This window comes from Lysobacter sp. FW306-1B-D06B, assembly GCF_038446665.1.
GTDB lineage: Bacteria > Pseudomonadota > Gammaproteobacteria > Xanthomonadales > Xanthomonadaceae > Lysobacter_J.
This window is the reverse complement of record NZ_CP151802.1, coordinates 1,953,592-1,980,344: the sequence shown is the minus strand read 5'-3', so window position 1 is coordinate 1,980,344 and position 26,753 is coordinate 1,953,592. Positions and strand designations below refer to the sequence as shown.

The window sequence follows — 26,753 nt, the reverse complement described above, 5'->3', positions numbered from 1 at the left end:
GTCAGTGCGTGTCGGTGGCCGGATCGCAGCCCCAGCCGTCGGGATAGCCGCGGTACTGCTCCGCAAGCCGGGCCAACGCGCCTTCCAGCTCTGTAATCGCCTTGTGCTGCGGCGCCATCACGCGCGTCGCGCTGACTTCCCAGATGCCGTCGTCATCGTCGAAATCCGGGCCTTCGACCACCAGGTCGGGCTGCGCCGCTGCCGCGGCGGCGAAATCCTGCGCATCGGTTTCCTCCGCGAACACGTGGAAGAAGTCGATGGGGCGCGGTTTCTCGAGGTCGTCGCCGTCCTCGATCATGCGCTTGAGCAGCTGACCGTTTTCGTCGTCCGGAATCAACGCCAGCCGCAACTCGCGCACGTCACGCCCTCCGCGTCTTCTTCGCTTCATCCGAGCGCAGCTGCTTGATGCGCTCGAAATAGCCCGGCTCGATGCCGGTCACGTACTCGCCGTTGAAGCACGAGGAGTCGAAGTGGTCGATGCGGTGCTTCGGGCCCGACACGGCTTCCTCCAGGTCGGACAGATCCTGGTAGATCAGCCAATCCACGCCGAGCAGCTTCTCGACTTCGTCGTCAGTGCGATCGTGTGCGACGAGCTCGTCGGCCGAGGGCATGTCGATGCCGTACACGTTCGGGAAGCGCACCGGCGGCGCGGCGGAGGCCAGGTACACCTTGCGCGCACCGGCGTCGCGCGCCATCTGCACGATCTGCTTGGAGGTGGTGCCGCGCACGATGGAATCGTCCACCAGCAGCACGACGCGATTGCGGAATTCCAGCGGAATCGGATTGAGCTTGCGACGCACCGACTTCGCGCGCTCGCCCTGCCCCGGCATGATGAAGGTGCGGCCGACGTAACGGTTCTTGATGAAGCCTTCGCGGTACTTCACGCCGAGCACGTTGGAGATTTCCAGCGCCGCGTCGCGCGAGGTGTCGGGAATCGGGATGACCGTGTCGATGTCGTGGTCCGGGCGCAGGCGCAGGATCTTCTCGCCGAGCTTCTGGCCCATGCGCATGCGCGCCTTGTGCACCGAGACCTCGTCCATCATCGAGTCCGGGCGCGCGAAGTACACGTACTCGAAGATGCACGGCGTGTGCTGGCGCGGTTCGGCGCACTGGCGCGTGAACAGTTCGCCGCGCGGCGTGATCACGATCCCCTCGCCCGGACGCACGTCGCGAACGCGCTCGAAGCCGAGCAGGTCGAGTGCGACCGACTCGGAGGCGACCGCGTACTCGTCCTGGCCGCCGCTGTGGCGCTTGCCCAGCACCAGCGGGCGGATGCCGTTGGGATCGCGGAACGCCACCAGGCCCAGGCCCAGCACCGTGGCGACCACGGCGAATCCGCCGACGCAGCGACGGGTCACGCCTTCGACCGCGCGGAACGCGGCCTCGGGGTTCAGCGCCTTCTGCGTGTCCAGTTCGTGCGCGAAGACGTTGAGCAGCACTTCCGAATCGGATTCGGTGTTGACGTTGCGGCGGTCCTGCTCGAACACCTCGCGACGCAGCGCATCGGTGTTGATCAGATTGCCGTTGTGCGCCAGCGCGATGCCGAAAGGCGAGTTCACGTAGAACGGCTGCGCTTCGTCGGAGCCTTCACTGCCCGCCGTGGGATAGCGACAGTGGCCGATGCCGACGCGGCCTTCCAGCAGCAGCATCGATGCTTCGTCGAACACATCGCTGACCAGGCCGTTGCCCTTGTGCACGCGCAGCTTGCTGCCGTTGGCCGTGGCGATGCCGGCCGCGTCCTGGCCGCGATGCTGCAGCACCGTCAGACCGTCGTAGAGCTGCGCCGCGACGTCGTTGTGGCCGACGATTCCGAGAATGCCGCACATGGTGATGAGTCCTGCTGTGAAGTTGTGTGTTGCGTGGAGGCCGTCAGGCCTCGCTGACCGGCGCCGGCAGGGCCGGTCCGGTGTCCGGCGTCGCCGCCGGGGATGATTCCTCGTGGCCCGGCGTGCCGCGACCGTCGAGGTCGACATGCTCCGCGGCCCACTCCGGCAGCCATGCGCGCATCCACTGCGCACCGAAAACGAACACCGGCACCACCTGCGAGCGCTGCCATTCCGGCTCGCGCGGCAGGGCCGTCAGGCCCAGCAGCAGCACCAGCGCGCAGGCGACGAACGCGCCGCGTGCGATGCCCAGTGCCAGACCGAGCGCGCGGTCCAGCCCCGACAGGCCGACCGACTGCACCAGCTTGCGCACCAGCCAGCCGACCAGGCCGACCACCACCAGCACGCCGATGAAGCACAGCGCATAACCGCCGAACAGCTCGCCCGCGCCGACGTCACCGTCGCCGGAGAGCATCAGGCCGACGTCCGCACCGAAGCGGAACGCTGCCCAGCCGGCCAGGACCCAGGCGATGAGCGAGGCGAGCACGCCGACGAAGCCGCGCATCAGCCCGAACACCGCCGACATCGCGACCACCACCAGCAGCACCCAGTCGATCGCGCCCATGTTCCGCCCGGCCTAGATGGGGTCAGGGATGCGGGCGGACAATGCCGCTCACACCCAGCCGGGACGCCACCTGGGCCTTGAGCTGGTCGGCATCGGCGCGGCTGGAGACGGGGCCGACGCGGACGCGGTTCAGGACGCCCTTGTCGGTGCGGACCTGTTCTACGAAGGCGCTGAAGCCGGCGCCGCGTGCGCGGTCGCGCAGCTTGTCGGCCTCCGAGGCGCTTCCGAAGGCACCCAGTTGGACCGCGAACCCCACACCGGCGGCGGCCGGCGTGCTCGGACGCGCGGCGGGCTGCGATACGGGGGTCGCGGGCTTCTCGACCTTCGCGACCGGCTTCTCGGGTGCCGGAGCGGGTTTCGGCGCGGCGGGCTTGGTTTCGGCCGGCAGCGGCTTCGAGGCCACCGGGGCGGGCTGAGATTCTGCCAGCGGGACCGGCGCCGACACGGCGGCGGCCTGGGCCGGCGCCGGCTGCGAGACGGCCGCGACCGGCGCAGCGGTTTCGGCGTCCAGCACCACGACCTTGGCGCCGACGTCGCCGCGCACGCGACCGGACTGCAGGCGCGCGGCTTCGGCCTCGGCCTGCGTGGCGAACGGGCCGATGCGCACGCGGTGCAGCGTGCGGCCATTGCTCGGCACGGGTTCCTGGTAAGCCGCGAGCTGGGCGCCCTGCAGCGCCTTGATGACGCGGTCGGCGTCGCCGGCGCTGGCGTAGCTGCCGAAGCTCACCGCGAAGTTGCCGCCCGCGGTGGCGGCCGGCAGCGCGCCTTCGACCGGCGCAGCCTGCGGCGCGACGGTCGTGTCCACCGTGGGCAGCGTGTCGTTGGCGTTCGCGTCGGCGTTCATGCCCAGTGCGCCGCCTTCCGGCGCCTGGCCCGGGCTCACCAGGGGCAGTTCGCGGGTCTCGAAGTCGCCCTGCGGCGCCTTGGGAAGTTCGAGCGGGACATTGGACGCCCCGCTTTCGGGCGCCGGCCCCTTGATCAGCATCGGCAGGAAGATCACCGCCAGTGCGATCAACACGACCGCACCGATGACGCGCTGTTTCAGGGCAGGTTCCATCGGTTCTCGTTTACCGCAGGCGGATTGCCGCGCGAATTATACCCTCGCGATCCGCCGCGACTGGCACGGCGTCCGCAACGTTCAGTCGCGGGCGAGCGATTCCAGCGCCGCCGCCACGGTGTGGAAGGAACCGAACACGAGCACCCGATCACCCGGTGCCGCCGCCGCGCGGGCCGCAGCGAGGGCCTGCGCGACCGTCGCATGGCGTGCGCCCTCGCCCGCCGGCGTGCCGCGAAGGCGTGCGGCGAGCGCGTCGACGTCGGCGCCGCGCGGGCCGGCCTCGGTCAAACCGGCCAGGTGCCAGGCGTCCACGCCGGACGCCAGCGCCGCGACGACGCCCTCCACGTCCTTGTCCACCAGCGCCGCGTAGACCGCGATGAGGCGACCGGGCGCCGGCTCCGCGCGCAGCCAATCGGCCAGCGCGCGCGCGGCCTGCGGGTTGTGGCCGACATCGACGAGGATCTCCACGCCGTCGCGCTCGAACCGCTGCAGACGGCCACCGACGTGCGCGTTCTCGATGCCTGCGGAGATCGCCGCACGCGGCAGCGGCTGCGGCGGCCGGGGCAACGCGCGCAGCGCGGCAATGGCGACCGCGGCGTTGCGCAACTGCACGGGCGCGGCGAGCCGCGGCATCGGCAAGTCCATGCGACGCCCGACCTCGCGCCAACGCCAGCGCACCGGTTGCGGGCGCCCGTCGGCATCCAGCTCGGGCCCGAGCGGCTCGAAGAAGAAATCGTTGGAGATGCGCCAGGTCGGCGCACCGATGCGATACGCATGGCCGAGCACGCTCGACGGCGGATCGTCGTCGCCCAGCACCAGCGGTTTCCAGGCGCGCGCGATGCCGACCTTTTCCGCGCCGATGGCTTCGCGGTCGTCGCCCAGATAGTCCTGGTGGTCCAGGTCCACGGTCGTGATCACGGCGACGTCGGGATCGACGAGGTTGGTCGCGTCGAGTCGCCCGCCGAGCCCGACTTCCAGGACGGCCAGGTCCAGGCCCGCGCGCTCGAACAACCACAGCGCCGCGAGCGTGCCGTACTCGAAATACGTCAGGGGCGTCTGGCCGCGTGCGTCTTCAATGGCCTCGAAGGCCGTGACCAGCGCGGCGTCGCCGACGTCCGCGCCGTCGATGCGCACGCGCTCGTTGTAGGCCAGCAAGTGCGGCGAGGTATACGCACCGACCTTCCAGCCCGCGGCGCGCGCGATGGCCTCGATGAAGGCGACCGTCGAGCCCTTGCCGTTGGTGCCCCCCACCGTGATGACGGCCTTGGCGGGCCGGCCCACGCCCAGCCGGTGCGCGACTTCGCGGATGCGTTCCAGCCCCATGTCGATGGTCTTGGGGTGGATGCGTTCGATGTACTGGAGCCAGTCGGGGAGCGTGCGGTTCATGCGGGGATTATCGCCTGCGTGGGCTCCCCGCTCGCACGCCCATCGACACGGCGATCATCGCGACCGCGCGCGGACGCCTGCCCGGCCTGCGCCGCCGCGGCCTTCCGGGCGTCCGTTCTCGGCCGGTTCCGATCTAACGGATCGTGTTCTTGAAGATCCGCCCGTCCTTCACGATGACGCGGAAGTTCTGCTGCGGACGCGTGATGAGCGAGATGTCCGACAACGGATCGCCTTCCACCAGGATCATGTCGGCGATCGCCCCCACTTCGATCACGCCCAGCCTGCCGGGATACGGATTGCGCTTGCCCGACAAGGCCAGAAGCTGGGCGTTGGTGCTGGTGGCCATGGTCAGCGCCTCGGCGGGCGTGTACCACTTGGTGAGGCTGGCCAGCAATTCACCCTGCCGACGCGCGAGCGCAGCGGAGAACAGCACGTCCGTACCGAAGGCGGTCTTGAGCTTGTACTTCTTCGCCAGCCGGTACGCATTGTCGGTGCCGGCCAGCACCTCGCGTCCCTTCGCGTATTCCTCCGAATCCGGCGGGAAAGCGCGGATCAGCTCTTCCGGCAGCGGCTGGATGCTCAACCACGTGCCCTTGTTCGCCATCAGCTGCGCCGTGGTTTCGTCCATCAGGTTGGCGTGTTCGATGCACTGGACGCCGGCTTCGACCGACTGCCGGATGGCATCGGGCATGTAGGCATGCGCCGTCACGTACGTGCCCCAGTTGCCGGCTGCGACGACGGCCGCGCGCAGCTCCTCCGGGCTGAAGGTGACGACATCGAGCGGACTGTGCGGCGAGGAAACACCGCCGCCGGCGGTCAGCTTGATCTGCGACGCTCCGTGCATCAGCTGCTCGCGCACGCGAATGCGAACCTCGTCGGGGCTGTCGGCGATGGCGGTATCGCCCAGGACTTCGGTACGCGATTCGGAGGCGCCGAGCGTGCGCGGCAACTCGATCGGGCTGCGGAAGTCGCCATGGCCGCCGGTGACGCTGATGATCGCGCCCGAAGGATAAATGCGCGGCCCGGCCTGCCAGCCTTCGTCGATGGCGCGCTTGAGACCGAACGAATTGCCGCCCACGTCGCGCACCGTGGTGAACCCGCGCTGCAGCGTGTCCGACGCTTCCGCGCCCGCGAGGAGGTTGAGGTAGCCCGCCGTCGACGTCATCGCCACGGCGATGGTCGGGCGCACGGCCATGGTGTGCCAGTGCATGTCGATCAATCCGGGCATCAGCGTGCGTCCGCCGCCGTCGATGATCGTCATTCCCGCCTCGGCGGGCATGTCGACGTCGCCGATCTCGACGATGCGATTGCCGCGCACCAGCACGTTGCGTGCGGACTGCAGCGACGGATCGATGCCGTTGAAGATGCGGACGTTGCGGAACAGCACACTGGTTTGCGAAGCCGCCGGTCGTGCCGACGCCGCGGCGTCAGCCGGTGCCGTCTTCGCGCTCGTGGCGACGTCGCCCCGCGAAGACTCCGACGGCTTGTCGCCGCAGCCTGTCACGCACAGCACTCCCGCGAGCAGGAGCATCTTGAGCGAGGCCATGCGCGCTACTCCGTGTCGTGAGTAGCGCCTCGTCTACCGGGGCCGCCGTGAATGAGGCGTGATGGTTACCGCGCCGGCGCATGCGTCATGGACGCGCGCGCCGACGACGCGAACCGGCCAGGGCCGCAACGCGCGAAATCCGGCGGCGCTGCCGTGTACTTGCGTCGATTACAGCGCGCGGTGCACGGCTTCGCCGAAGAACGGCGTGTGGTGGCTGCAATCGTTGAGGCGCACGACATCGAGATGATCGACGTCCGGCCCTTCGAGCAGGTTGATCGTCGTCGGCGCCTGGCGGAAGGTCCACAGTCGCGCGAGCGGAATGCCCAGCACGTGGCACAGCAGCACGCGGTTCACGGCGTCGTGCGCGACGACCAGCAGCGTGTCGTTGTCGCCGAGCCCTTCCGTGGCACGTGCGAAGGCCGGCCACGCGCGATCGAACACGTGCTGCAGCGATTCGCCTTCCGGCATCAGCACTTCGTGCGGTGCGTCGCGCCAGGCTTGCAGGCGCTCGCCATCGCGTTCGCGGATCTCGCTGGCGAGCAGCCCTTCCCACGTGCCGTGGGCGATCTCCATCAGGCCCGGGTCCAGGGTGAGCGGCAGATCGCGATCGCCGAGGGCGAACTCGGCGGTCTGGCGCGCGCGCCCCAGCGGCGAGGCGACGGCGCGCGTGATCGGCACTTCGCGCAGGCGCTCGCCCAGCGCACGGGCCTGGCCGATGCCGACTTCGGACAGCGGGATGTCTTCCTGGCCCTGGTAACGGCCTTCGGCGTTCCAGGGCGTTTCGCCATGACGTGCGAGCAGAATGCGCATGATCGGATCCGTGTGTGGGGCGGTGCGACGATAGCGTCGCGCCGAAGCACCGCAGCCTAGCAAAAGCCGCAGGCCGCACAACGGTTGCACTGGCAACCGCCGCCCGGCTGCGGGACCATGCGCTTCCCCACATGGAACCAGAGCGATGGCACAGGTCAAAGGCGAGTTCGACGTCAAGCGCACGCCGGAAAGCGGGTTCGACCTCGGCGGCGGCACCGTCGCGGGGCACTTCCGCTTCGACAAGCAGTTCCACGGCGCGCTCGACGCCACGGGCGTGGTGCACATGCTCGCGGTGGGCACGCCAGTCGACGGCTCGGCGGCCTATGTCGCGATCGAGCGCATCAGCGGCACGCTCGATGGCCTCACCGGTTCGTTCCTCACCCAGCACAACGGGACGCTCGACCGGGGCGAACCGAGTCTGTCGGTGACGGTGGTGCCCGACTCGGGCACGGACGAACTCACCGGGCTGCGCGGCCGCATCGTCATCGACATCGTCGAGGGCAAGCACTACTACACCTTCGACTACGAAATCAGCGAGGGCTAGGCGACCCCGCCTGCCCGCATCCGGTCGTCAAAGACCGGCTGCCTCGCGATAGCCGCGCAGCGCGAAGTAGAGCCCGACGGCGGTGCGCTCCATGTGGATCGGATCGCGTTCCACGCGGGGCGAGTGGAATTCCATCAGCGCAAGCTCGCGCCATGCCGCGCGCGCCGCCTCCTTGTCAGGGCTTGAGTAGCGAAGCCACAAGCCCAGGATTGCCTGATCCTGGGGGAACTGCCGACGGGCCCGATCCAACTGCGCCAGATCCTCCGCCGTTGGCGCAGGATTGCCGACCAGACGACCGGCCAGGCGGCTGGCCGCGAACCTCACGTCGCCATAGCGCGTCCATCCCAATTCATCCGTCTCCTTGAGGCCCGGGTCGCTCACCCGCGCCTGCATCGCCGCCAGCAGACGCAGCGCACCGATATCGCCCGCGTCCGATTGGGCACGCCCGGCGAGCGATGCCGCGTGCGCCGCGAGCAACTCCTGCGCCGAAGCGATGTCGAGATTGATCGCGGTAACGACCAGCAACCTCGCAAGGGCCGCATCGTCCGGCAGCGGATAGCGCCCCAATGCGAGCCCGCACGTTTCCATGCGCTGCTTCCATTCGGCCTTGACGGATGCGTCGGGATCTCCGCTCGCTTCGGACGCGCTCGCTTCCGCCTCGAACGCAGGACGCAGGCACGCGAGCTGCCCAAATACCGCCGGTGCTTGCGGACTGGAGGGCGCCGCGGCCTGCGCAAGCGCGGCCAGGGCCTTTCCGCGGTCCTGGCCGATACCGAAGCGAATCGCGTTCTCCAGGCCGCCGTCCAGGTCCGCCAGCGAACCCGACGTCCTGAATGCCAGCAGGCGGTCGGCGTGCGCCCTGAGCGCGGGCCGCTCGCCCCACAGTTGTTCGAGCACGTCCTCGAAGCGCCCGTGCAGGCGCCCCTTGACGCTATCGAACATCGCGAATGCGCGCTTGTCGTCGCCGAGCTTCAGATAACAGTATCCGGCGAGCATCGGCATGTAGCCCGTGACCAGGTCGCTGCGTTCCAACGCCGTCCAGGCCTCCAGCGCCTTGGGACACTCCTCGCGCCGCGTGTAATGCAGCGCCAGCTCCAGCCGCACCAGATCGTCGCCCTTGCTCAGTTCGTACGCCTGCGTGTGCCATCGGTAGGACGCGTCGGGGTGCAGCGAAAACAGCAGGTTTCCCGCGGTGAAATACGAACGCCAGTCGGCCTTGTCGATCGCCTTGTCGAAGCGCGCAAGGGCCCGGTCCGGATGCCCATCCAGGTAATCCGGAACGGCGGCACGCTGGACTTCATCGAAACGGCGACCCGATGCCTCGATCCTTGCGATATCCGACGTCCGATCCGAGGCCTCCGATCGAAGGGGAAGCAGCCCGGCCATGGCGAAAACGAACACGATGCCGCACTTGGCAACGTTGAAACTTTGCGAGTTCACTGACTTGTTGGCTCCATGCCTGGCTGCGTTGCAGCACCGTGCGCCACGCTGTCAGGCGACAGCGTGGACATTGTTTTCGCAGACGTGCCCTACTTCTTCGGCGCCACGCCCATCTCGGCCAGCAACTGCGGCGCCGGATACACCTCCTGCATGATCCAGCGCATGTAGCGTTGGTCGACCGCGATCATGCGCGTCATCGCCGGATCGAACACCCAGTTGCTGCTCACCGACTCCCAGTTTCCGTCGAACGCCAGGCCCACCAGCTTGCCCTGCGCATCGAGCACGGGCGAGCCGGAATTGCCGCCCGTGATGTCGAGGTCGGACAGGAAGTTCACCGGCACCGTCTTGAGCTTCTTGTCAGCCAGTCCGCCGTAGTTCTTCGCGGCGATGGCGTCGAGCAGCACTTGCGGCGCGTTGAACGGATCCTTGCCGGTGGCCTTCGCCGCGACTTCCTCCAGGCGCGTGAACGGCACCTGCTTGCTGCCGTCGGTCTTGGTGTAGCCCATCACGTTGCCGAAGGTGATGCGCAGCGACGAATTGGCATCGGGATAGACGAACTGCCCCTTGCTCTTCTTGTAATCGGCCACGGCCTGCAGATAGCGCGGGCGCGCCACGAGCGCGTCGCCGGCGCGCGCCTTGCCTTCCTGCTCCAGCTGCAACACGGTCGGCATGATCGCCACCGCGAACTGCACGGCCGGATCCTTGCTCTTTTCCAGCGTGGCGCGGTCGGCCTTCATCAGCGCGATGCGCTGGTCGGTGCTGCCCAGCTTCGTCTTCGACAGCTTGTCGAGCGCGGCGTTGATCGCCTTCGCGTCGTTTCCGCCCAGCCACTTGTCCAGCGCCGGCACGCGCTGCGCGTCGGGGAGCTTCACGTATTCGCGCAGCCAGTAGGCCTGGAGTTCGCGGTCCATCGCGGGCACGTAACGCCGTTCCATCTGGCGCATCGCGCCTTCGATGGTCGGCAGGTCGCGCTCCTGGTAACCCTGTTCGCGCTCACTGTCGGGCTTGGCGCGCTCCAGCGAGAGACGGTACAGCTGCGTCGCAGCGCCCAGCGTGCCGGTGCTGCGCAATTGGCCGAACACCAGGTCGCGCTCGCGGTGCGTGCGCGCCGCCTCGTCCAGCGACACCAGCATGGTGTGCGCCGCCAATGCCGCCTCGCCTTTCGCGCCCTGACCGCGCAGCCACTCCAGCACGGCGGCTTCTTCCGAATGCTTGGTCTGCGCCGCGCCGATGCGCTTGAAGCCTTCGAGCTGGCCGTCGTAATTCTTCATCACGTTCTGCCAGCCGCGCACGGTGCTGGCGTACTTCACCGCGATGTCGGGATTCTTCGCGCCTTCGGCCTGCACCAGGGCGACGAGCTTCTTGTAGTGCTCGCCGATGGTCGGGTACGTCCAGTTCGCGGTTTCGTCGAACTCCTCGGCCAGCGCGTAACGCGCGGTGCGGCCCGGGTAGCCGGCGACCATGACGAAGTCGCGCTCGCCCAGCGGCTTGTCGGCCAGCTTGAGGTGGTGCTTGGGCACGTAGGGCACGTTGTCGGGCGAGAACGCCGCCGGCTTGCCGTCCTTGCCGACGTAAGCGCGATAGAACGCAAAGTCACCGGTGTGGCGCGGCCACATCCAGTTGTCCACTTCGCCGCCGTAGTTGCCGATGCTGCCGGGCGGCGCGTAGACCAGGCGCACGTCCTTGATTTCGAGGTTGCGGAACAGGCGGTAGCTGTTGCCGCCGGAGAAGCTGTACAGGCGGCAGCGATAACCGGCTTCGCGCTCGCACGAGGCGACCAGTTGCTTCTCGATCTTCTCCAGTGCCTGCGTGCGACCCAGCGCGTCGGGGGCGGCATCGATGGCGGCGTGCACCTGCTTGGTGACGTCCTGAATGGTGTCCAGTGCGTAGATGCGTGCGTTGGGTCCGGCGGACACTTCCTGCGCGAGCGTGGCGGCGTTGAAGCCGTCCTGCATCAGGTTTTTTTCGGGCGTCGAATTGAGCTGGATCGCGCCGTACGCGCAATGGTGGTTGGTGACGACCAGGCCCTGCGGCGAGACGAAGCTTGCGGTGCAGCCGCCAAGCGAAACGACGGCCGCCATCGGATCGCCGGTGAGGTTGGCCAGCTGCGAAGGATTGAGCTTGAGGCCGGCCTTCTTCAACGGTCCGGCGATCTCCGGCAACTGCTGCGGCACCCACATGCCCTCGCCCGCCGCGGCGGTACCCGCAGTGGCGACCAATGCAACGAACACGGCCGCGGCCAACCCCGTATGACGCATGCGCAACTCCTCGCTGAAGTTCAACGGCCGAGTCTAGCCTGCACCGGCGTGGCGCGGCCATGCTGCGGCGCACAGCGACGGGGAGTTCTCACGCGGCCATTCATGCGTCGACGAACGGGCCGGATCGGCAAACGCCGCTGGATCATTCCGCCGGCAGGTTCATTTCCTTCAGCAGATGCGGCGCCGGATACACCTTCGCCAGCAACCAGCGCAGGTAGCGCATGTCGACGTGGATCGCACGCTTGAAGCGCGGATCGAACATCCAGCTGGCGCTCACGGCTTCCCAGTTGCTGTCGAAATTCAGGCCGATGAGCTTGCCTTGCGCATCCAGTACAGGTGAGCCGGAATTGCCGCCCGTCGTGTCGAGATTGGTGAGGAAATCGACCGTCTGCGTCTTCAGGCTGGGCTCGGCGGTGCTGCCGAAATCGCCCTTGGCGATCGCATCGAGCAGCGGCCTGGGTGCGTTGAACGGCTCTTCGCCGGTGTGCTTCTCGACGATGCCCTGCACCGTCGTCAGCGGGCGGTAGTGCACGCCGTCGCGCGGCTCCATCGCGCTGATCCGGCCGTAGCTGACGCGCAACGTGGAGTTGGCATCCGGATACACCGCGCGCCCTTGCGAGTTGCGGTAGGCGATCAGCGCGCGCATGTACGCAGGACGCAGGCGCAGCAGCTCGCCGGCACTGGTCTTGCCCGCGTCGTCCAGGCGCAGGATCGCCGGCATCAGCGTGGCGGCGGCCTTGAGCAGCGTGTCGTTGGATGCGGCGAGCGTCGCCGAATCGGCCTGCATCGCCGTCAGGCGCTTGTCTTCGTCGCCCAGCTGCGTGCCGGCGTACATCGCGTCGAGCTTCTGCTTCAGCTGCGCGGGCGTGGTGCCGAAGACGGCGTCGAACTCCGGCACATGCTGCGCGGCCGGCAATGCCTGGTACTGCGTGAGCAGCTCGGTCAGCAGCGCTTTTTCGACCTGCGGGGCGTAGCGGCGCTGGGCCTGCTTGAGCTGGCCGGTGATCAGCACTTCATCGCGCTGCTGGTAGCCCGCTTCGCGCTGCGCGTCGGGCTTGGCGCGCTCGTTGGCGAGGCGCTGCACGGTGAGCGCGGCGCGCAGCAGTTGCGTCTGCGACTGCACCAGCCCCAGCAGCTGTTCACGCTCGCGCATGGCCACGCCCTTGTCGAGCACGGCCTGCGCGGCGGCGATGTCGGCGCGTGTGGCGGCCGCATCGGGTTGCTTGTCGAGCCAGGCGAACATCGCCGCCTCGTCCTCGCGCCGCACGCGCGCGGCGTCGCTGCGACGCAGGCCGTCGAGCTCGCCCTGCGCGCGCTTGAGCGTGTTCTTGAAGCTGCGCACTTGCGAGGCGTACGCCACGCGCGCGGCTTCGTCCTTCGCCGCCGTGCCTTCGACCACGTCGATCATCTTCTGGTACACCGCCACGCGCGAGGGCAGCTGCCAGTCGATCTGATTGGCGAACTCCGAGGCCATGCGATGACGGAACGTCACGCCGGGATAGCCGGCGAGCATGGCGAAATCGCCTTCCTTCACGTTGCGCGTGGACACCTGCAGGTGCGCCGGCGGCACGTAAGGCACGTTGTCGGGCGAGTAGTCGGCGGGCTTGCCGTCCTTGCCGACGTAGGCGCGCAGCAGGGTGAAATCGCCGGCGTGGCGCGGCCAGACGAAGTTGTCGACTTCGCCGCCGAAGTTGCCGATGTCGTTGGGCGGCGCGTAGACCAGGCGGACATCGCGCAGCTCGAGCTGGCGCACGAGGTAGAAATCCGTGCCGTAGTACATGTTGGCGACGCTGCATCGGTAGCCGGGCTCGCGCTCGCAATCGGCGATGGCGGCCTTGGTCGCGGTGTCGACGGCGTCGTAATAGGCGCGACCCTGCTTGCCGCGTGCATCGGCGAGGATGCGGTCGGTGATGCGGTCGAAGCCGGTGGTCACCAGGACGCGGTAGTCGGGGTTGGCCGGCAGCTCGCCGGCGCGGTCGGCGGCGATGTAGCCGTCCTGGATCAGGTCGCGTCCGGGCTTGGCGTTGTACTGGATCACGCCGAAGGCGACGTGGTGGTTGGTCAGCACCAGGCCGTCCTTCGACACGAACGCGCCGCTGGCGCCGCCGACCTTGACCACCGCATTCATCGGCGGCTTCGCCAGTTCGGCCAGGTCCTGGGCCTTGCCGCGGAAGCCGGCGGCCTTGAGCTGCCTGGCGATGTCGGGCAGCTGTGAGGGCATCCACATGCCCTCGTCGGCCTGGGCGGCGTTCAGGCCGGACGCGAGGCCGAAGACCAGCGGGATCGAAAGGGACAGGCTCAACAGACGGCGGCGCATGGTGTGGGCGGGGCTCGCGGGGCGGTTCGGAGAGCCCGGGACGATAGGCGAACCCGCCCGTCCACGGCAAACCGCCTCCCGGTCAAGGGCGGGGCGGCGCGTATAATTCGCCCCTTCTTTCCCGCCAGTCGCGGACGATTCCCACATGACGCAAACGATGAAAGCCCTGGTCAAGCGCGAAGCCGGCAAGGGCATCTGGATGGAAGAGGTGCCGATCCCCTCGCCCGGCCCGAACGAGGTCCTGGTCAAGCTCGAGAAGACCGCCATCTGCGGCACCGACCTTCACATCTACCTGTGGGACGAGTGGAGCCAGCGCACGATCAAGCCGGGCCTGGTGATCGGACACGAGTTCGTCGGCCGCGTGGTCGAACTCGGCGCCGGCGTGACCGGCTACAAGATCGGCCAGCGCGTGTCGGCCGAAGGGCACATCGTCTGCGGCCATTGCCGCAACTGCCGCGCCGGCCGCCAGCACCTGTGCCCGAACACCGTCGGCATCGGCGTGAACCGCAACGGCGCGTTCGCCGAATACATCGTGATGCCGGCCAGCAACCTGTGGCCGATCCCGGACCAGATTCCGTCGGAACTGGCCGCGTTCTTCGATCCCTACGGCAACGCCGCGCACTGCGCGCTGGAGTTCGACGTGGTCGGCGAGGACGTGCTGATCACCGGCGCCGGCCCCATCGGCATCATCGCCGCGGGCATCTGCAAGCACATCGGCGCGCGCAATGTCGTCGTCACCGACGTCAACGACTTCCGCCTCAAGCTCGCCGCCGACATGGGCGCCACGCGCGTGGTCAACGTCGCCAAGACCTCGCTCAAGGACGTGATGGCCGACCTGCACATGGAAGGCTTCGACGTGGGCCTGGAAATGAGCGGCAACCCGCGCGCGTTCAACGACATGCTCGACTGCATGTACCACGGCGGCAAGATCGCGATGCTGGGCATCATGCCCAAGGGCGCGGGCTGCGACTGGGACAAGATCATCTTCAAGGGCCTCACCCTCCACGGCATCTACGGCCGCAAGATGTACGAGACCTGGTACAAGATGACGCAGCTGGTGCTCAGCGGTTTCCCGCTGGGCAAGGTGCTCACGCACCAGTTGCCGATCGATTCGTTCCAGGAAGGCTTCGAGCTGATGGAATCGGGCAAGGCCGGCAAGGTCGTGCTGAGCTGGAATTGATCGCGGCCGCTCCGTAACGACCCGTCGATCCCGCATGTAGCTGTCATCCCCGCGAAGGCGGGGATTCAGCTCGCAGTTCCGATTCCGCTCTCCGGAGAGCGTGACGCTTTCAACGTTGGACGGTGCCGCCATTCGGCGGCCCAACAGCCCCGCCTTCGCGGGAATGACGGCAAGAGCGACGCCCATGTTCGCAGCGCTCACACCAGCGTGACGCGCAACCCCTCGCGCCACCAGCGCCATGCCAGCACCGCGAACATCGCGGTCAGCCACAGGCCCAGGTGCCACTCCAGTACGTTCTCCCAGCGGTCGAGCAGGGCCGGATCGCTCAGCGTGTAGCGCACCGTCACGCTCGCCACGCCCAGCGCCATGAAGCCCAGCGCGACCACGAGCAGCGAACGGTAGCCCGGCACCTTCGGCCCCATTTGCGACAAGGCGTGCAGCGTCGCCAGCAGGGCGAAGTACGTGAAGGCGAAATACAGGCTGATGCCATAACGCCGCATCGCTTCGTAGGCGCGGCCGTCCGTTCCCAGGAACGTCGCGTACAGCGCCAGGAACAGTCCGGCCAGCAGCCCCAGCCACGGCAGTAACCGCGCGCCCGCGGGCGTGTGGCGGCGCAACCACAGGGCCGCCGCCACCCAACAGAGCACCTGCACCGTGGCGCACGGCAGCATCACCAGGCGGAACAGGTGGTTCCCGAGTCCGTACCGGGCAGCACGGCTGATCGACACGCATCCGTCCCAATACAGATTGCAGTCGGGGATCAGCCCGGCATGGACCGACAGCCACCACGCCACATGCCCCACGGCCAGCGGCAGCACCGCCGCCAGCATCGGCAAGGGCCACAGCGGCACGGACATGGCGGCGCGCGTGTTCATCGCGGCGGATGCTAGGGCATCGGCGCGACCTGCGCGTCAAGACGCCCGGTAAACTGGCCGCCTTCAGAACGCCCGCACGGACCCCGCAATGACCACCGACGCCTCCCCCACCGCCCGCTACGCGCAGGAACTGGATTCGATCCGCGACGCCGGCCTGTTCAAGTTCGAACGCATCATCACCTCACCGCAGTCGGCGGAGATCACGCTGGAAGACGGCCGCACGGTGCTGAACTTCTGCGCCAACAACTACCTGGGGCTGGCCGATCACCCTGATGTCATCAAGGCGGCGAAGGACGCGCTGGACACGCACGGCTTCGGCATGGCGTCGGTGCGATTCATCTGCGGCACGCAGGACCTGCATAAGCAACTGGAGAAGACCATCGCGGACTTCTTCGGCACGCAGGACACCATCCTCTACGCCGCCTGCTTCGACGCGAACGGCGGCCTGTTCGAGCCGTTGCTGGACGAGAACGACGCGATCATCTCCGACGCGCTCAACCACGCTTCGATCATCGACGGCGTGCGCCTGTGCAAGGCCAAGCGCTACCGCTACGCCAACTGCGACATGGCCGACCTGGAGAAGCAGCTGCAGCAGGCCAAGGCCGACGGCGCGCGCACGATCCTGATCACCAGCGACGGCGTGTTCTCGATGGACGGCTTCATCGCGCCGCTGGACGAGATCACCGCGCTGGCATCGAGGTACGGCGCGCTCGTGCACATCGACGAATGCCACGCCACCGGCTTCCTCGGCAAGACCGGTCGCGGCTCTGCCGAAGTGAAGGGCGTGATGGACAAGATCGACATCTTCACCGGCACGCTGGGCAAGGCGATGGGCGGCGCGCTGGGCGGTTTCACCACTGCGTCGAGCGAAGTCGTCGAGCTGCTTCGCCAGCGCTCGCGCCCGTACCTGTTCTCCAACTCGCTGCCGCCGCACGTGGTGGCCGCGGGCATCAAGGCCTTCGAGATGCTGTCCGCCGCGGGCGAACTGCGCGAACGCCTGGTCGAGAACACCGCCTACTTCCGGGACGAGATGACGAAGGCCGGCTTCGACATCAAGCCCGGCGTGCATCCGATCAGCCCGGTGATGCTGTACGACGCGCCGCTGGCGCAGAAGTTCGCCGCGCGTCTGCTGGAAGAAGGGATCTACGCGATCGGCTTCTTCTTCCCCGTGGTGCCCAAGGGCCAGGCGCGGATTCGCACGCAGATGTCGGCCGCGCACACGCGCGAACACCTGGACCGTGCGATCGCGGCGTTCATCAAGATCGGCCGCGAGCTGGGCGTGATCAAGGGCTGAACCCTGCGGTCGTCGCGGTCCGAAGTCGCGAGAAAAGAAAAGGCCGGTCGATGACCGGCCTTTTTTCTGGCGCTTGTTCTACCGCGTCCGGGCTTACTTGCCCTTCGCTTCAGCCGCGACCTGCGTACCGGCCGGGGCCGGCGCCGCACCACCCGACGCAGGGGCACCCTTCGCCACGCGGATGCCGCGCGACTTCATCCAGGCATCGAATTCCTCGGCGGTCATCTTCTTGCCGTTCTGGTGCATGTTGAAGCGGTACGGCGTGTTGTCGAACTGAGTCTTGGGCTTGTACTCGTTCGGATTGAGGTTGGCCGTTTCTTCCTTGGCCGGTTCGGCGGCCTTCGCCTCTTCGGCCTTGGCGGCCGGCTTGGCGGCGGCCTTCTTCTTGCCGGCGAACGCCACGGACTGCGCGGCGTCGAAACGCACCATCGAATGCTGCGAGACCTGCTTGCCTTCCACCTTCACCTGCGTGCCGGTGTTCGCCGTAGCGGCGGCCGACACGAGCAGCAGCGAAACCGCCATCGTTACCTTGAGCATGTTTGTTTCCCCACGACGAAGTTCGCGGAAGTGTCTGCCCAAGACGGTGCGCAGCGCAAGCAGAATTGTCGGAAAAACAGTGATTTCCCCCACACTCCTGCATTGATCTGGCAGGGCGCTCCATCAATCCTTCACATCGACATTGCTGAATAGCGTCCTGACCTCATCGGCAGCGAGTTCGCGCCAGCCGCCCTTGGGAAGCTCGCCCAGCGCGAGCGGACCGATCGCCACGCGCACCAGCCGCAACACGTCGATATCGAAGGCAGCGAGCAATCGACGGATCTGCCGGTTGCGGCCTTCGTCGAGGACGATCTCCAGCCACGCATTGCGTTCGCCTGCGCGCAGCAGCCGCGCCGACGCGGCCCGCAAATGCTCGCCGTCGGCGATGGCGCCTTCCATCAGCGCAGAAAGGAGTGCCGCGTCCGGCACGGCGTTCACCTGCACGTGGTAGGTCTTGAGCGGCCCGCTGTCCGGGTCGGTGATGCGCGCGGCCCAAGCGGGATCGTTACTGAACAGCAGCAGGCCTTCGCTGGCCTTGTCCAGGCGGCCCACCGGCGCGAGCCACGGCAGCCCGGCACCGTCGAAGCAGCGATAGACGGTGTCGCGCCCGCGTTCGTCCTGTGTCGTTGTTACCAGGCCGCGCGGCTTGTTGAGCATGAGGTAGACGCGCCGCGGCGCATCCAGCTCGCGGCCGTCCACGACGATGCGTTGGCCGCCGTTCTGGACGATGGGGAACTCGGGATCGCGCACGATGCGTCCGTCGATCTCGACGCGACCGGCCTGGATCCAGCGCGCGGCCTCCGCACGCGAACACAGTCCCTGCTTCGACAACACGCGCGCCAGCCCGTGGCGCGTTTGCGGCGCAGTGGCACTGCTGCGGGTGTTTCGAGCGCCGCCCGGCGCGCGCGGTGCGCGACTCACTTCTTGACGGGTTCGCTCTTCGGCGCTTCGACGGCGGGCGGCGGCGTTGCGACCGTCTTGGCCTTCACCACGCGCACGCCCTTGGCCTTCATCCATGCATCGAACTCTTCGGCGGTCATGCGCTTGCCATTCTGGTTCATGTCGAACCGCCACGGCGTGTTGTCGAACTGCGTCTTGGGCTTGTACGCCGCAGGATCGTTGGCGTTCGGCATCGCTGCCGGTGCGGCGGGCAGCGCCTTGGCGACCTGGCACCCTTCCACGCGCAACCGGAACAACACCTGGTCCACCGACAGTGATTCGTCGAACGCCTGCGACAGCACGCCCGTCGGCGCGCCGAGCTGGTGACTGGGCACGACGAGTTCCGGCGCGATGGGCGCCACGACGGTCGGGCGAATCGGCAGCGACTTCGGCGCGGCCATCGAACCGCATTGCGCGCTCTGCGCCTGGACGGCGCCGGCAAGCAGCAGGCAGGACAGACCGATCAGGGTGCGCATGGCGGTTTCCTCGAATCCCGGGCGCCGGCAGTGTACGCCTGTGGTACCGCGAACGGCCGTGAACGCACACCGGCATGCTCCTGACCGCAAGAACGACGAAGCCCGGCGCGAGGCCGGGCTTCGACGTGTTGCCGCGGAGAACCCGCGTCCCCCTGCCGTTTAGCGGGCGAGGTTCAACTCGGTACGGCGGTTCTTCTCGCTCTTGCAGGCCGGGAAGGCCTGGCCCATGTCTTCCAGCGGACGGCTCTCGCCGTAACCGATCGGACCGGCCAGACGCGAAGCGTCGACGCCGTTGCGGGTCAGGTAGTCGTACACCACGCGTGCACGGCGCTCGGACAGCTTCTGGTTGTAGCCTTCCTTGCCGCACTGGTCGGTATGGCCGGCCACTTCAGCACGCAACTCCGGATGGTTCCTGAGGATATCGGCCGCTGCGGAAAGCGTTTCGATCGAACCCGGGCGCAGCGTCGCCTTGTCGAAGTCGAAGTTCACGCCGCGCAGATCGATGGACACCGCCGGCACCGGGCAACCGTCCGGACCGATCAACTCGCCGGCCTTCGAGTTCGGGCAGCGATCGTCGCAGTTGTTGACGCCGTCGCCGTCGTCATCGAGATCCTTGCAGCCCGGGGTGCGCGGCGGCGGCGGCGGCGGGACGGCGGCCGTGGCCGGCGCACCCAGCGGGATCACCACGCCGATCGAGGCCAGCAGGTCACCGTACCGGTCATCGCCGTTCAGGGCGGAGCTGCCGGAACGCGAACTGAAATCGCGATCGTCGAAGTCCGCGCGGTAAGCCAGCTCGGTGCGGAGCGCGGCGCGCTTGCCGAACAGCCCGCTCTGGATGCCGATGCCGACCTTCGCGGCGAGGTTGCCTTCCTCGCGCTGCTCAAGCGGTGCCGGAATGCCGGCGCCGAGGAACTCCTCTTCCGAACGCTGGTAACCCAGGCCCATCAGGATGTAAGGCGCCCAGTCGCGACCCTCGGCGGTGAAGTGGCGACGCAGATCGAGCGAGATGCCGTACTGCGACCAGTTGAGGTCCTGATTGTCCTCGAAATTCGGGTTCTGGTAGTTCAACTCTCCGTCGAGCGACCAGTTCTCGTTGAGGAACTTGCCCACGCCCAGGGTGCCGAACGGCGCATTGCGCGTCTCGCGGTGGCTGTCCTGAATGTTCATGCCGGCCGAACCAGTCAGGTACCAGCGATCATCGAATTCCTGCGCGCTTGCCGCATGGGCAAACGAAAGGCCGGCCATGACGGCCATACCCAGTAGACGAATTTTCAAAGTGTCACTCCTTGCAGCAAGGGAATCAGCGGGGGATCTTCTGAAAGCGCTGCGCCGAACGGGAAGCTCTTGCTGCCGGCGCGCATTCACAAAGCGCAAGAATGATAAGAAATGGTTAGCCCGATTCCTCCGAGAAAGCTTCTCAGCCCGAAACGACGAAGCCCGGCACGAGGCCGGGCTTCGAAGCAACGCGGAATACTCCGCGTCTATTCCAACGTCCGTTAGTTCTGGACGTTCAACTCGGTACGACGGTTCTTCTCGCTCTTGCAGCCCGGGAAGGCCTGACCCATGTCTTCCAGCGGACGGCTCTCGCCGTAGCCGATCGGACCGGTCAGACGCGAGGCGTCGACGCCGTTGGTCGTCAGGTAGTCGTACACCACGGTGGCGCGACGCTCCGACAGCTTCTGGTTGTACGCATCCTTGCCGCACTGGTCGGTGTGGCCGGCCACTTCGACCTTCAGCTCCGGATAACGCTTCAGGATCTCCGTCGCTTCCGACAGGATCGAGACCGCGTCAGGACGCAGCGTCGCCTTGTCGAAGTCGAAGTTCACGCCCTTCAGGTCGATCGACACCGGCACCGGGCAACCGTCCGGACCGATCGTCTGGCCGGCCTGCGAGTCCGGGCACTTGTCGTCGCAGTTGTTGACGCCGTCGCCGTCGTCGTCCAGATCCGCGCAGCTCGGCGCGGCCGGAGCCGGCGGCGGAGCCACGGCCGGAGCACCCAGCGGGATGATCACGCCGACCGAGGCCAGCAGGTCGCCGAACCAGTCTTCGTCCGGAGCATTGATGCTGCCGTCGTCGAAGTCGGCGCGGTAGGCCAGCTCGGTGCGGATGGCGGCGCGCTTGCCCGCGATGGCGCTCTGCACGCCGACGCCGACCTTGGCGGCCAGGTTGCCTTCCTCACGCTCGCCCGGGGAGACCGGGTTCGGGAACGCGTCGAACTCTTCTTCCGAGCGCTGGTAACCCAGGCCCATCAGCAGGTACGGCGCCCAGTTGCGGCCTTCGGCCAGGAAATGACGACGCAGGTCGAGCGAGACGCCGTACTGCGACCAGTTGAGGTTCTGGTTGTCGTCGTTGTTGGGGTTCTGGTAGTTCAGCTCGCCGTCGAGCGACCAGTTCGGATTGAGGAATCTGCCAACACCCAGGCCACCGAACGGCGCGTTGCGCGTGCCGCGGTCGTTGTCCTGGATGTTGAAGCCGGCCGTGCCGGTCAGGTACCAGCGGTCATCGAATTCCTGCGCGCTGGCGACTTGGGCAAACGCCAAACCGGCCAGCATCGCGGTGCTCAACAAACGGATCTTCATCTGTCACTCCTTGGATCAGTAAGGAAGGTTGGGGGGAACACGTCCAAATACTGCAGGCGGCGCACACACCCGGCAGGACCGCTGAACGGGGGCCAGAGGGGCTCGCCGCGGGTCACTGACGGGCGAAATGATACACCCGTCAAGACGATTGTTAATACTAGTTAACGTTATTTCAGAAGAAAGTCTGCTAAACGACGAAGCCCGGCGGCTGCCGGGCTTCGAAGTGCGGTTCCCCGCGACGTCCCCTTAGTTCTGGACGTTCAACTCGGTACGACGGTTCTTCTCGCTCTTGCAGCCCGGGAAGGCCTGACCCATGTCTTCCAGCGGACGGCTCTCGCCGTAGCCGATCGGACCGGCCAGACGCGAGGCGTCGACGCCGTTGGTGGTCAGGTAGTCGTACACCACGGTGGCGCGGCGCTCGGACAGCTTCTGGTTGTAGTCGTCCTTGCCGCACTGGTCGGTGTGGCCGGCCACTTCGACCTTCAGCTCCGGATAACGCTTCAGGATCTCCGTCGCTTCCGACAGGATCGAGATCGCGTCAGGACGCAGCGTCGCCTTGTCGAAGTCGAAGTTCACGCCCTTCAGGTCGATCGACACCGGCACCGGGCAACCGTCCGGACCGATCGTCTGGCCGGCCTGCGAGTCCGGGCACTTGTCGTCGCAGTTGTTGACGCCGTCGCCGTCGTCGTCCAGATCCGCGCAGCTCGGCGCGGCCGGAGCCGGCGGCGGAGCCACGGTCGGGGCCCCCAGCGGGATCACGACGCCGACCGACGCCAGCAGATCGCCGTACCAGTCGTCGCCGTCATCGGCGGTGACACCGCCCGGCCGCGAGCTGAAGTCGCGATCGTCGAAGTCGGCGCGATAGGCCAGTTCGGTGCGGATGGCAGCGCGCTTGCCGGCCAGGGCGCTCTGGATACCGACGCCGACCTTCGCGGCGACGTTGCCTTCCTTGTCTTCGCCCGGCGAGTTCGGATCCGGGAAGCGGTCGAACTCGGCTTCCGAACGCTGGTAGCCCAGGCCCATCAGGACGTACGGCGCCCAGTTGCGGCCTTCGGCGTTGAAGAAGCGACGTGCATCGAACGAGATGCCGTACTGCGACCAGTTGAGATCCTGGTTGTCGTCGAAGTTCGGGTTCTGATAGTTCAGTTCACCGTCGAGCGACCAGTTGTCGTTGAGGAACTTGCCCACGCCCAGCGTGCCGAACGGCGCGTTGCGCGTATCGCGGTCGTTGTCCTGGATGTTCATGCCGGCCGATCCGGTCAGGTACCAGCGGTCGTCGGCGACCTGTGCATTGGCGACCTGGACCAGACTCAGACCACCCAGCAGGGCGGCGCAGAGGAGTTTCTTATTCATGTATCAAGCTCCTTGATCAGAAAATCGGGAACGGCGCCTGCGATGTCCCCATGGCGTTCCATGGTTGACGGCCGCCCTACGACGCCATCGGGACGCAGGTTAAGTTTGCAGATGTGAAAGCGGTGTTAACGGTGAACTAACAAACATGAGAGTTCCCGGGGCTGTTTTTTCGACTTGGAAGCAGTTCATCTGTCGAACAACGCCATGAATTGCGTGATCGGCATGGCGTCGAATCCACCTGGAGACGACGCCAGCGTCAACAGCGTGCGAGCCTGCATTTCAGGCAATTTCGAGGCGATCGCGTCCTCGAACTTGCGCATCAGTACCGGCATGCCTTCGCTGCGCCGCCGACGGTGGCCGATCGGATAATCGACGCACACGTTCGGCGTCGATGTTCCATCTTTGAAGAACACCTGAACGGAATTGCCGATATACCGCTTGTCGGGATCGAAGTACTCCTGGGTAAACCGGGGGTTTTCGACGACGGTGGTCCGGGCACGCAGCGCATCGATCCGGGGATCGGCCGCGACGGCATCGGTGTAGTCCTCCGCGGTAAGACGGCCGAAGAGCAGCGGAGCGGCCACCATGTACTGCAGGCAGTGGTCGCGGTCGGCGTAATTGGCCAGCGGGCCGGTCTTGTCGATGATCCGAAGCGCGGCCTGCTGGGTTTCGATGGCGATGCGCTCCACGGCATCCACGCCCCCGCGCGCCAGCTTGGACGCCACGTAGGGGTGCAACTGCATCGCGCACTCCACCGCCGTCTGGGCATGGAACTCGGCGGGGAAGCTGATCTTGAAGAGCACGTTCTCCATCACGTAGCTGCCGAAGGGGCGTTCGAACTCGAACGGCTTGCCGTCGAAGGCGACGTCGTAGAAGCCCCACGTCGGCGCCGTCAGCGCGCTGGGATAGCCGACCACGCCCTTGAGCGCATTGAGCGCATGGATCACCGCGCGGCGGCATGCGTCGCCCGCCGCCCAGCTCTTGCGCGGCCCCGTGTTGGGCGCATGCCGGTAGGTGCGCAGCGCACCGTTGTCGATCCAGCTGTGCGAGACGGCGGTGATGATCTGTTCGCGGTTGCCGCCGAGCATCGCCGTCGCCACCGCCGTCGATGCCAGGCGAACCAGGATGACGTGGTCCAGCCCGACACGGTTGAAGGCGTTGCGCAGCGCATAGCCGCCCTGGATCTCGTGCGCCTTGATCGCCCAGCCCAGCACTTCGCGCACGGTCATCGCCGGTTTGCCCTGCGCTTGCGCCTGATGGCCCAGGTAGTCGGCGACGGCGAGGATCGCGCCCAGGTTGTCGGAGGGATGCCCCCACTCGGCGGCGAGCCAGGTGTCGTTGAAGTCGAGCCAGCGGATCTGCGTGCCGATGTTGTAGGCAGCCTGCGCGGGATCGAGCCGGTACCGCGTGTACGGCACGCGCGCGCCGCCGGGCATCTGCGCACCGGGTACTAGCGGTCCGAGATGCTTCACGCACTCGGCATGGTCCATCGCCAATGCCGCGCAGGCGAGCGAATCCAGCAGCATGAAGCGCGCGGTCTCGTAGGCCTCGCGCGATCCCACGGCGGGGTCGAGGACGTAGTCGGCGACCTGCGTCATCGGGGCATCCGGCGGCGGGCGGACGGCGGAACGGATCGGAGCGTGGCTCATGCGGTGGGGTCCACGACGGCAAGCGCGTAGCGTGGTCCACCGAGTGCGGCCCCGCCGTGAAGCCGCCGTGGACGGAACGCACCGACGCGCAGGGCACGCTTGGAAAAGCCACGGCACAGGCACACCCTTATCGACATGGACGCTCCCAGCCACCTGCCCAGCCTGTTCCTCTCACACGGCTCGCCGATGCTCGCCGTGCAGGATTCCCCTGCCGGCCGTTTCCTCGACGGTCTTGGCCGCCAGTTGCCCTGGCCCAAGGCGATCGTGGTCGCTTCCGCGCATTTCATGACCGAGCGGCCGATGGTCGGCGGCCACCTGCAACCGCATACCGTGCACGACTTCGGCGGTTTTCCCGCGCCGCTGTACGAGATCCGCTACCCCGCGCCAGGCGCGCCGGATCTGGCCATCGACATCGCCGAACGTCTCGCCGTCGCCGGCCTGCCCGCACGCGTGCGCGAGAACCACGGCCTCGACCACGGCGTCTGGGTGCCGCTGCGTCGCATGTATCCCGATGCCGACGTGCCGGTGGTGCCGCTATCCGTGATGCCGCACGGCGACGCCGCACAGCACTTCGCACTCGGCCGCGCACTCGCGCCGCTGCGCGACGAGGGCGTGCTGATCGTCGGTTCGGGCGGATTCGTGCACAACCTCGGCGATCTGGACTGGCAGCATCCGGACGCGCCGTTCGCACCGTGGGCGAGTGAGTTCGCGCAGTGGATGCACGAACAGCTGGACGCGGGCGACATCGATGCGCTGCTCGACTGGCAGGCGCGCGCGCCGCACGCGCATCACGCGCATCCGACCGTGGAGCATCTGATGCCGTTGTTCGTCGCGCTCGGCGCCGGCGGCTCGGCACCGACCGCGCGCACGCTGCATCGCTCGCATGAGTTCGGGTCGCTCGCACTGGATGCGTTTGCGTTCGAGTGAGCGGCGATGCAGGTCGCCCGACACCGTTCGCCCTGAGCGTAGGCCGCAGGCCGAAGTCGAAGGGTGGACGGCACATCACGGTTGAGGTCCGCTCGCCCTTCGACTTCGGCGCGTCGCGCCTACGCTCAGGACGAACGGAATAGCGACCTCCCACTCCTCACCGGAACCTCTTTTCCGGCGGGAGAAGGGCGCCAGTACTCACCTGCGCAGACAACTCTCCCACGGCGGATCCAAGAACCGCTCCGCCAGAAAATCCGCAAACGCCCGCACGCGCGGTGGTACGAGCCTGCGCTGCGGCATGACGGCGTAGATGCCGCTTTCGGCAATCGGGTAATCGGCCAGCACCTGCACCAGGCGCCCTTCGCGCAGGTCGTTGCACACGTGCCAGCTCGAATGGATGGCGATGCCCAGTCCCGCCACCACGGCATCGCGCACGAGCTCGCCGTAGTTGGTTTCCATGTGCCCGCGCACGCGCACCGCGATTTCGCCCCCGGCGCCGTCGCCGAAGCGCCACACGTCCTGCCGCCCCTGCGTGCCGACCAGCAGCACGCATTCGTGTTCGGTCAGTTCCTGCGGTGTGCTCGGCATGCCGTGGCGGCGCACGTAGTCCGGCGAGGCGCAGAGCACGCGCTGGTTCACCGCGAGCTTGCGCGCCACCAGCGAGGAGTCGTCCAGCGCGCCGATGCGGATCGCCATGTCGAAGCCGGCACTCACCAGATCGACCATCTGGTCGGTCAGGTTGATGCTCAGCTTCACGCGCGGGTGCAGCGCGAGGAACTCCGGCAGCAGCGGCGACAGGTACTGCCGCCCGAACGACGCCGACGCGGTCACGCGCAGCGTGCCGGTGATCTCCTCGGCCGCCTGGCGCAGCCCGCCGGTCAGCGCCTCCAGGTCCTCCACCAGCGGCCGGCCCTGCTCGGCGAGCGCAGCGCCCTCGGGCGTGGCGTGCAGGCGGCGGGTGGTCCGGTGCAGCAGGCGCACGCCCAGGTCGCGCTCCAGCCGCTTCAGGCGCTGGCTGGCCACCGCCACCGACAGGTCCAGGCTGCGCGCTGCCGCGCTGATCGAGCCCAGGTCCAGCACGCGCAGGAACAGGGCGATGTCGCCGATGCGGTCCATGGCGGGCTCCTTCGTGGATTCT

Annotated in this window: 23 protein-coding genes; 4 read left to right on the top strand and 19 right to left on the bottom strand. The window is 67.5% G+C overall.

Annotation, left to right across the window (positions count from 1 at the left end; genetic code table 11):
- Nucleotide 1: 1 nt before the first annotated feature.
- The 7 genes from AAFF32_RS09190 to AAFF32_RS09160 form a co-directional block, all read right to left on the bottom strand.
- Nucleotides 2-358: a ribonuclease E inhibitor RraB gene (locus AAFF32_RS09190; protein ID WP_342317109.1), complete on the bottom strand. Its 357-nt coding sequence runs from the start codon at nt 356-358 to the stop codon at nt 2-4.
- A gap of 1 nt (nt 359) precedes the next feature.
- Nucleotides 360-1,826 carry an amidophosphoribosyltransferase gene (gene purF, locus AAFF32_RS09185; protein ID WP_216959470.1) on the bottom strand — a complete coding sequence of 489 codons (1,467 nt, stop codon included), beginning with the start codon at nt 1,824-1,826 and terminating at the stop codon, nt 360-362.
- A gap of 43 nt (nt 1,827-1,869) precedes the next feature.
- Nucleotides 1,870-2,448, bottom strand: coding sequence for a CvpA family protein (locus AAFF32_RS09180; protein WP_342317108.1), 579 nt, complete (start codon nt 2,446-2,448; stop codon nt 1,870-1,872).
- Nucleotides 2,449-2,470: 22 nt separating this feature from the next.
- A complete protein-coding gene (locus tag AAFF32_RS09175; protein WP_216959476.1) occupies nt 2,471-3,505 on the bottom strand; it encodes an SPOR domain-containing protein in 1,035 nt (344 codons plus the stop codon).
- Between the two features lie 81 nt (nt 3,506-3,586).
- Nucleotides 3,587-4,891, bottom strand: coding sequence for a bifunctional tetrahydrofolate synthase/dihydrofolate synthase (gene folC, locus AAFF32_RS09170; RefSeq protein WP_342317107.1), 1,305 nt, complete (start codon nt 4,889-4,891; stop codon nt 3,587-3,589).
- A 133-nt stretch (nt 4,892-5,024) separates the two neighbouring features.
- Nucleotides 5,025-6,437: an amidohydrolase family protein gene (locus AAFF32_RS09165; RefSeq protein WP_216959483.1), complete on the bottom strand. Its 1,413-nt coding sequence runs from the start codon at nt 6,435-6,437 to the stop codon at nt 5,025-5,027.
- 168 nt (nt 6,438-6,605) lie between these two features.
- Nucleotides 6,606-7,247 (bottom strand): histidine phosphatase family protein, encoded by a 642-nt coding sequence (locus tag AAFF32_RS09160; RefSeq protein WP_216959486.1) that lies wholly within the window; start codon nt 7,245-7,247, stop codon nt 6,606-6,608.
- Nucleotides 7,248-7,392: 145 nt separating this feature from the next.
- Here AAFF32_RS09160 and AAFF32_RS09155 point away from each other — a divergent pair, with 145 nt between their 5' ends.
- On the top strand, nt 7,393-7,791 hold the full coding sequence (locus AAFF32_RS09155; protein WP_216959489.1) for a DUF3224 domain-containing protein: 399 nt from the start codon (nt 7,393-7,395) through the stop codon (nt 7,789-7,791).
- Between the two features lie 27 nt (nt 7,792-7,818).
- Here the strand turns inward: AAFF32_RS09155 and AAFF32_RS09150 are convergent, their stop codons facing one another.
- The 3 genes from AAFF32_RS09150 to AAFF32_RS09140 all read right to left on the bottom strand — a co-directional run bounded on the left by AAFF32_RS09150 (nt 7,819) and on the right by AAFF32_RS09140 (nt 13,716).
- Nucleotides 7,819-9,192, bottom strand: a complete 1,374-nt coding sequence (locus tag AAFF32_RS09150) for a hypothetical protein (RefSeq protein WP_342317106.1) — start codon at nt 9,190-9,192, stop codon at nt 7,819-7,821.
- Between the two features lie 128 nt (nt 9,193-9,320).
- Nucleotides 9,321-11,489: a S46 family peptidase gene (locus tag AAFF32_RS09145; RefSeq protein ID WP_342317105.1), complete on the bottom strand. Its 2,169-nt coding sequence runs from the start codon at nt 11,487-11,489 to the stop codon at nt 9,321-9,323.
- 142 nt (nt 11,490-11,631) lie between these two features.
- Nucleotides 11,632-13,716, bottom strand: a complete 2,085-nt coding sequence (locus tag AAFF32_RS09140; protein WP_342317260.1) for a S46 family peptidase — start codon at nt 13,714-13,716, stop codon at nt 11,632-11,634.
- 235 nt (nt 13,717-13,951) lie between these two features.
- On the opposite strand from AAFF32_RS09140, the gene tdh reads away from it, so the two are divergent.
- Nucleotides 13,952-14,986, top strand: coding sequence for an L-threonine 3-dehydrogenase (tdh, locus tag AAFF32_RS09135; protein WP_216959497.1), 1,035 nt, complete (start codon nt 13,952-13,954; stop codon nt 14,984-14,986).
- Between the two features lie 197 nt (nt 14,987-15,183).
- On the opposite strand, the gene AAFF32_RS09130 is transcribed toward tdh, so the two are convergent.
- Nucleotides 15,184-15,861 (bottom strand): hypothetical protein, encoded by a 678-nt coding sequence (locus AAFF32_RS09130; RefSeq protein WP_342317104.1) that lies wholly within the window; start codon nt 15,859-15,861, stop codon nt 15,184-15,186.
- An 88-nt stretch (nt 15,862-15,949) separates the two neighbouring features.
- On the opposite strand from AAFF32_RS09130, the gene kbl reads away from it, so the two are divergent.
- Nucleotides 15,950-17,155 (top strand): glycine C-acetyltransferase, encoded by a 1,206-nt coding sequence (gene kbl, locus AAFF32_RS09125; protein WP_342317103.1) that lies wholly within the window; start codon nt 15,950-15,952, stop codon nt 17,153-17,155.
- Between the two features lie 93 nt (nt 17,156-17,248).
- On the opposite strand, the gene AAFF32_RS09120 is transcribed toward kbl, so the two are convergent.
- The 7 genes from AAFF32_RS09120 to AAFF32_RS09090 form a co-directional block, all read right to left on the bottom strand.
- Nucleotides 17,249-17,692, bottom strand: a complete 444-nt coding sequence (locus AAFF32_RS09120; RefSeq protein ID WP_342317102.1) for a hypothetical protein — start codon at nt 17,690-17,692, stop codon at nt 17,249-17,251.
- 123 nt (nt 17,693-17,815) lie between these two features.
- Nucleotides 17,816-18,535, bottom strand: coding sequence for a pseudouridine synthase (locus AAFF32_RS09115; protein ID WP_254200347.1), 720 nt, complete (start codon nt 18,533-18,535; stop codon nt 17,816-17,818).
- A gap of 74 nt (nt 18,536-18,609) precedes the next feature.
- Nucleotides 18,610-19,107 (bottom strand): hypothetical protein, encoded by a 498-nt coding sequence (locus AAFF32_RS09110; RefSeq protein ID WP_216959509.1) that lies wholly within the window; start codon nt 19,105-19,107, stop codon nt 18,610-18,612.
- Between the two features lie 159 nt (nt 19,108-19,266).
- Nucleotides 19,267-20,382 carry an OmpA family protein gene (locus AAFF32_RS09105; RefSeq protein ID WP_216959512.1) on the bottom strand — a complete coding sequence of 372 codons (1,116 nt, stop codon included), beginning with the start codon at nt 20,380-20,382 and terminating at the stop codon, nt 19,267-19,269.
- Between the two features lie 221 nt (nt 20,383-20,603).
- Complete coding sequence (locus AAFF32_RS09100; RefSeq protein WP_216959515.1) at nt 20,604-21,686, bottom strand: OmpA family protein; 1,083 nt, start codon at nt 21,684-21,686, stop codon at nt 20,604-20,606.
- Nucleotides 21,687-21,932: 246 nt separating this feature from the next.
- Complete coding sequence (locus AAFF32_RS09095; protein ID WP_216959518.1) at nt 21,933-23,039, bottom strand: OmpA family protein; 1,107 nt, start codon at nt 23,037-23,039, stop codon at nt 21,933-21,935.
- 185 nt (nt 23,040-23,224) lie between these two features.
- The gene (locus AAFF32_RS09090; protein ID WP_342317101.1) at nt 23,225-24,688 is read right to left on the bottom strand and encodes a bifunctional 2-methylcitrate dehydratase/aconitate hydratase; all 1,464 of its coding nucleotides are present in this window, start codon (nt 24,686-24,688) and stop codon (nt 23,225-23,227) included.
- A 135-nt stretch (nt 24,689-24,823) separates the two neighbouring features.
- On the opposite strand from AAFF32_RS09090, the gene AAFF32_RS09085 reads away from it, so the two are divergent.
- Nucleotides 24,824-25,615 carry a class III extradiol ring-cleavage dioxygenase gene (locus AAFF32_RS09085; protein WP_216959538.1) on the top strand — a complete coding sequence of 264 codons (792 nt, stop codon included), beginning with the start codon at nt 24,824-24,826 and terminating at the stop codon, nt 25,613-25,615.
- A 198-nt stretch (nt 25,616-25,813) separates the two neighbouring features.
- On the opposite strand, the gene AAFF32_RS09080 is transcribed toward AAFF32_RS09085, so the two are convergent.
- Nucleotides 25,814-26,731, bottom strand: coding sequence for a LysR family transcriptional regulator (locus AAFF32_RS09080; RefSeq protein ID WP_216959541.1), 918 nt, complete (start codon nt 26,729-26,731; stop codon nt 25,814-25,816).
- Between the last annotated feature and the right edge of the window lie 22 nt (nt 26,732-26,753).

Coding starts and splice junctions, on each gene's coding strand:
- AAFF32_RS09095 (WP_216959518.1), bottom strand. CDS start 23,039: ATGAATAAGAAACTCCTCTGCGCCGCCCTGCTGGGTGGTCTGAGTCTG.
- kbl (WP_342317103.1), top strand. CDS start 15,950: ATGACCACCGACGCCTCCCCCACCGCCCGCTACGCGCAGGAACTGGAT.
- AAFF32_RS09100 (WP_216959515.1), bottom strand. CDS start 21,686: ATGAAGATCCGTTTGTTGAGCACCGCGATGCTGGCCGGTTTGGCGTTT.
- AAFF32_RS09110 (WP_216959509.1), bottom strand. CDS start 19,107: ATGCGCACCCTGATCGGTCTGTCCTGCCTGCTGCTTGCCGGCGCCGTC.
- AAFF32_RS09140 (WP_342317260.1), bottom strand. CDS start 13,716: ATGTGGATGCCCTCACAGCTGCCCGACATCGCCAGGCAGCTCAAGGCC.
- purF (WP_216959470.1), bottom strand. CDS start 1,826: ATGTGCGGCATTCTCGGAATCGTCGGCCACAACGACGTCGCGGCGCAG.
- AAFF32_RS09080 (WP_216959541.1), bottom strand. CDS start 26,731: ATGGACCGCATCGGCGACATCGCCCTGTTCCTGCGCGTGCTGGACCTG.
- AAFF32_RS09155 (WP_216959489.1), top strand. CDS start 7,393: ATGGCACAGGTCAAAGGCGAGTTCGACGTCAAGCGCACGCCGGAAAGC.
- tdh (WP_216959497.1), top strand. CDS start 13,952: ATGACGCAAACGATGAAAGCCCTGGTCAAGCGCGAAGCCGGCAAGGGC.
- AAFF32_RS09130 (WP_342317104.1), bottom strand. CDS start 15,861: ATGAACACGCGCGCCGCCATGTCCGTGCCGCTGTGGCCCTTGCCGATG.
- AAFF32_RS09165 (WP_216959483.1), bottom strand. CDS start 6,437: ATGGCCTCGCTCAAGATGCTCCTGCTCGCGGGAGTGCTGTGCGTGACA.
- AAFF32_RS09145 (WP_342317105.1), bottom strand. CDS start 11,489: ATGCGTCATACGGGGTTGGCCGCGGCCGTGTTCGTTGCATTGGTCGCC.
- AAFF32_RS09090 (WP_342317101.1), bottom strand. CDS start 24,688: ATGAGCCACGCTCCGATCCGTTCCGCCGTCCGCCCGCCGCCGGATGCC.
- folC (WP_342317107.1), bottom strand. CDS start 4,891: ATGAACCGCACGCTCCCCGACTGGCTCCAGTACATCGAACGCATCCAC.
- AAFF32_RS09160 (WP_216959486.1), bottom strand. CDS start 7,247: ATGCGCATTCTGCTCGCACGTCATGGCGAAACGCCCTGGAACGCCGAA.
- AAFF32_RS09120 (WP_342317102.1), bottom strand. CDS start 17,692: ATGCTCAAGGTAACGATGGCGGTTTCGCTGCTGCTCGTGTCGGCCGCC.
- AAFF32_RS09085 (WP_216959538.1), top strand. CDS start 24,824: ATGGACGCTCCCAGCCACCTGCCCAGCCTGTTCCTCTCACACGGCTCG.
- AAFF32_RS09180 (WP_342317108.1), bottom strand. CDS start 2,448: ATGGGCGCGATCGACTGGGTGCTGCTGGTGGTGGTCGCGATGTCGGCG.
- AAFF32_RS09175 (WP_216959476.1), bottom strand. CDS start 3,505: ATGGAACCTGCCCTGAAACAGCGCGTCATCGGTGCGGTCGTGTTGATC.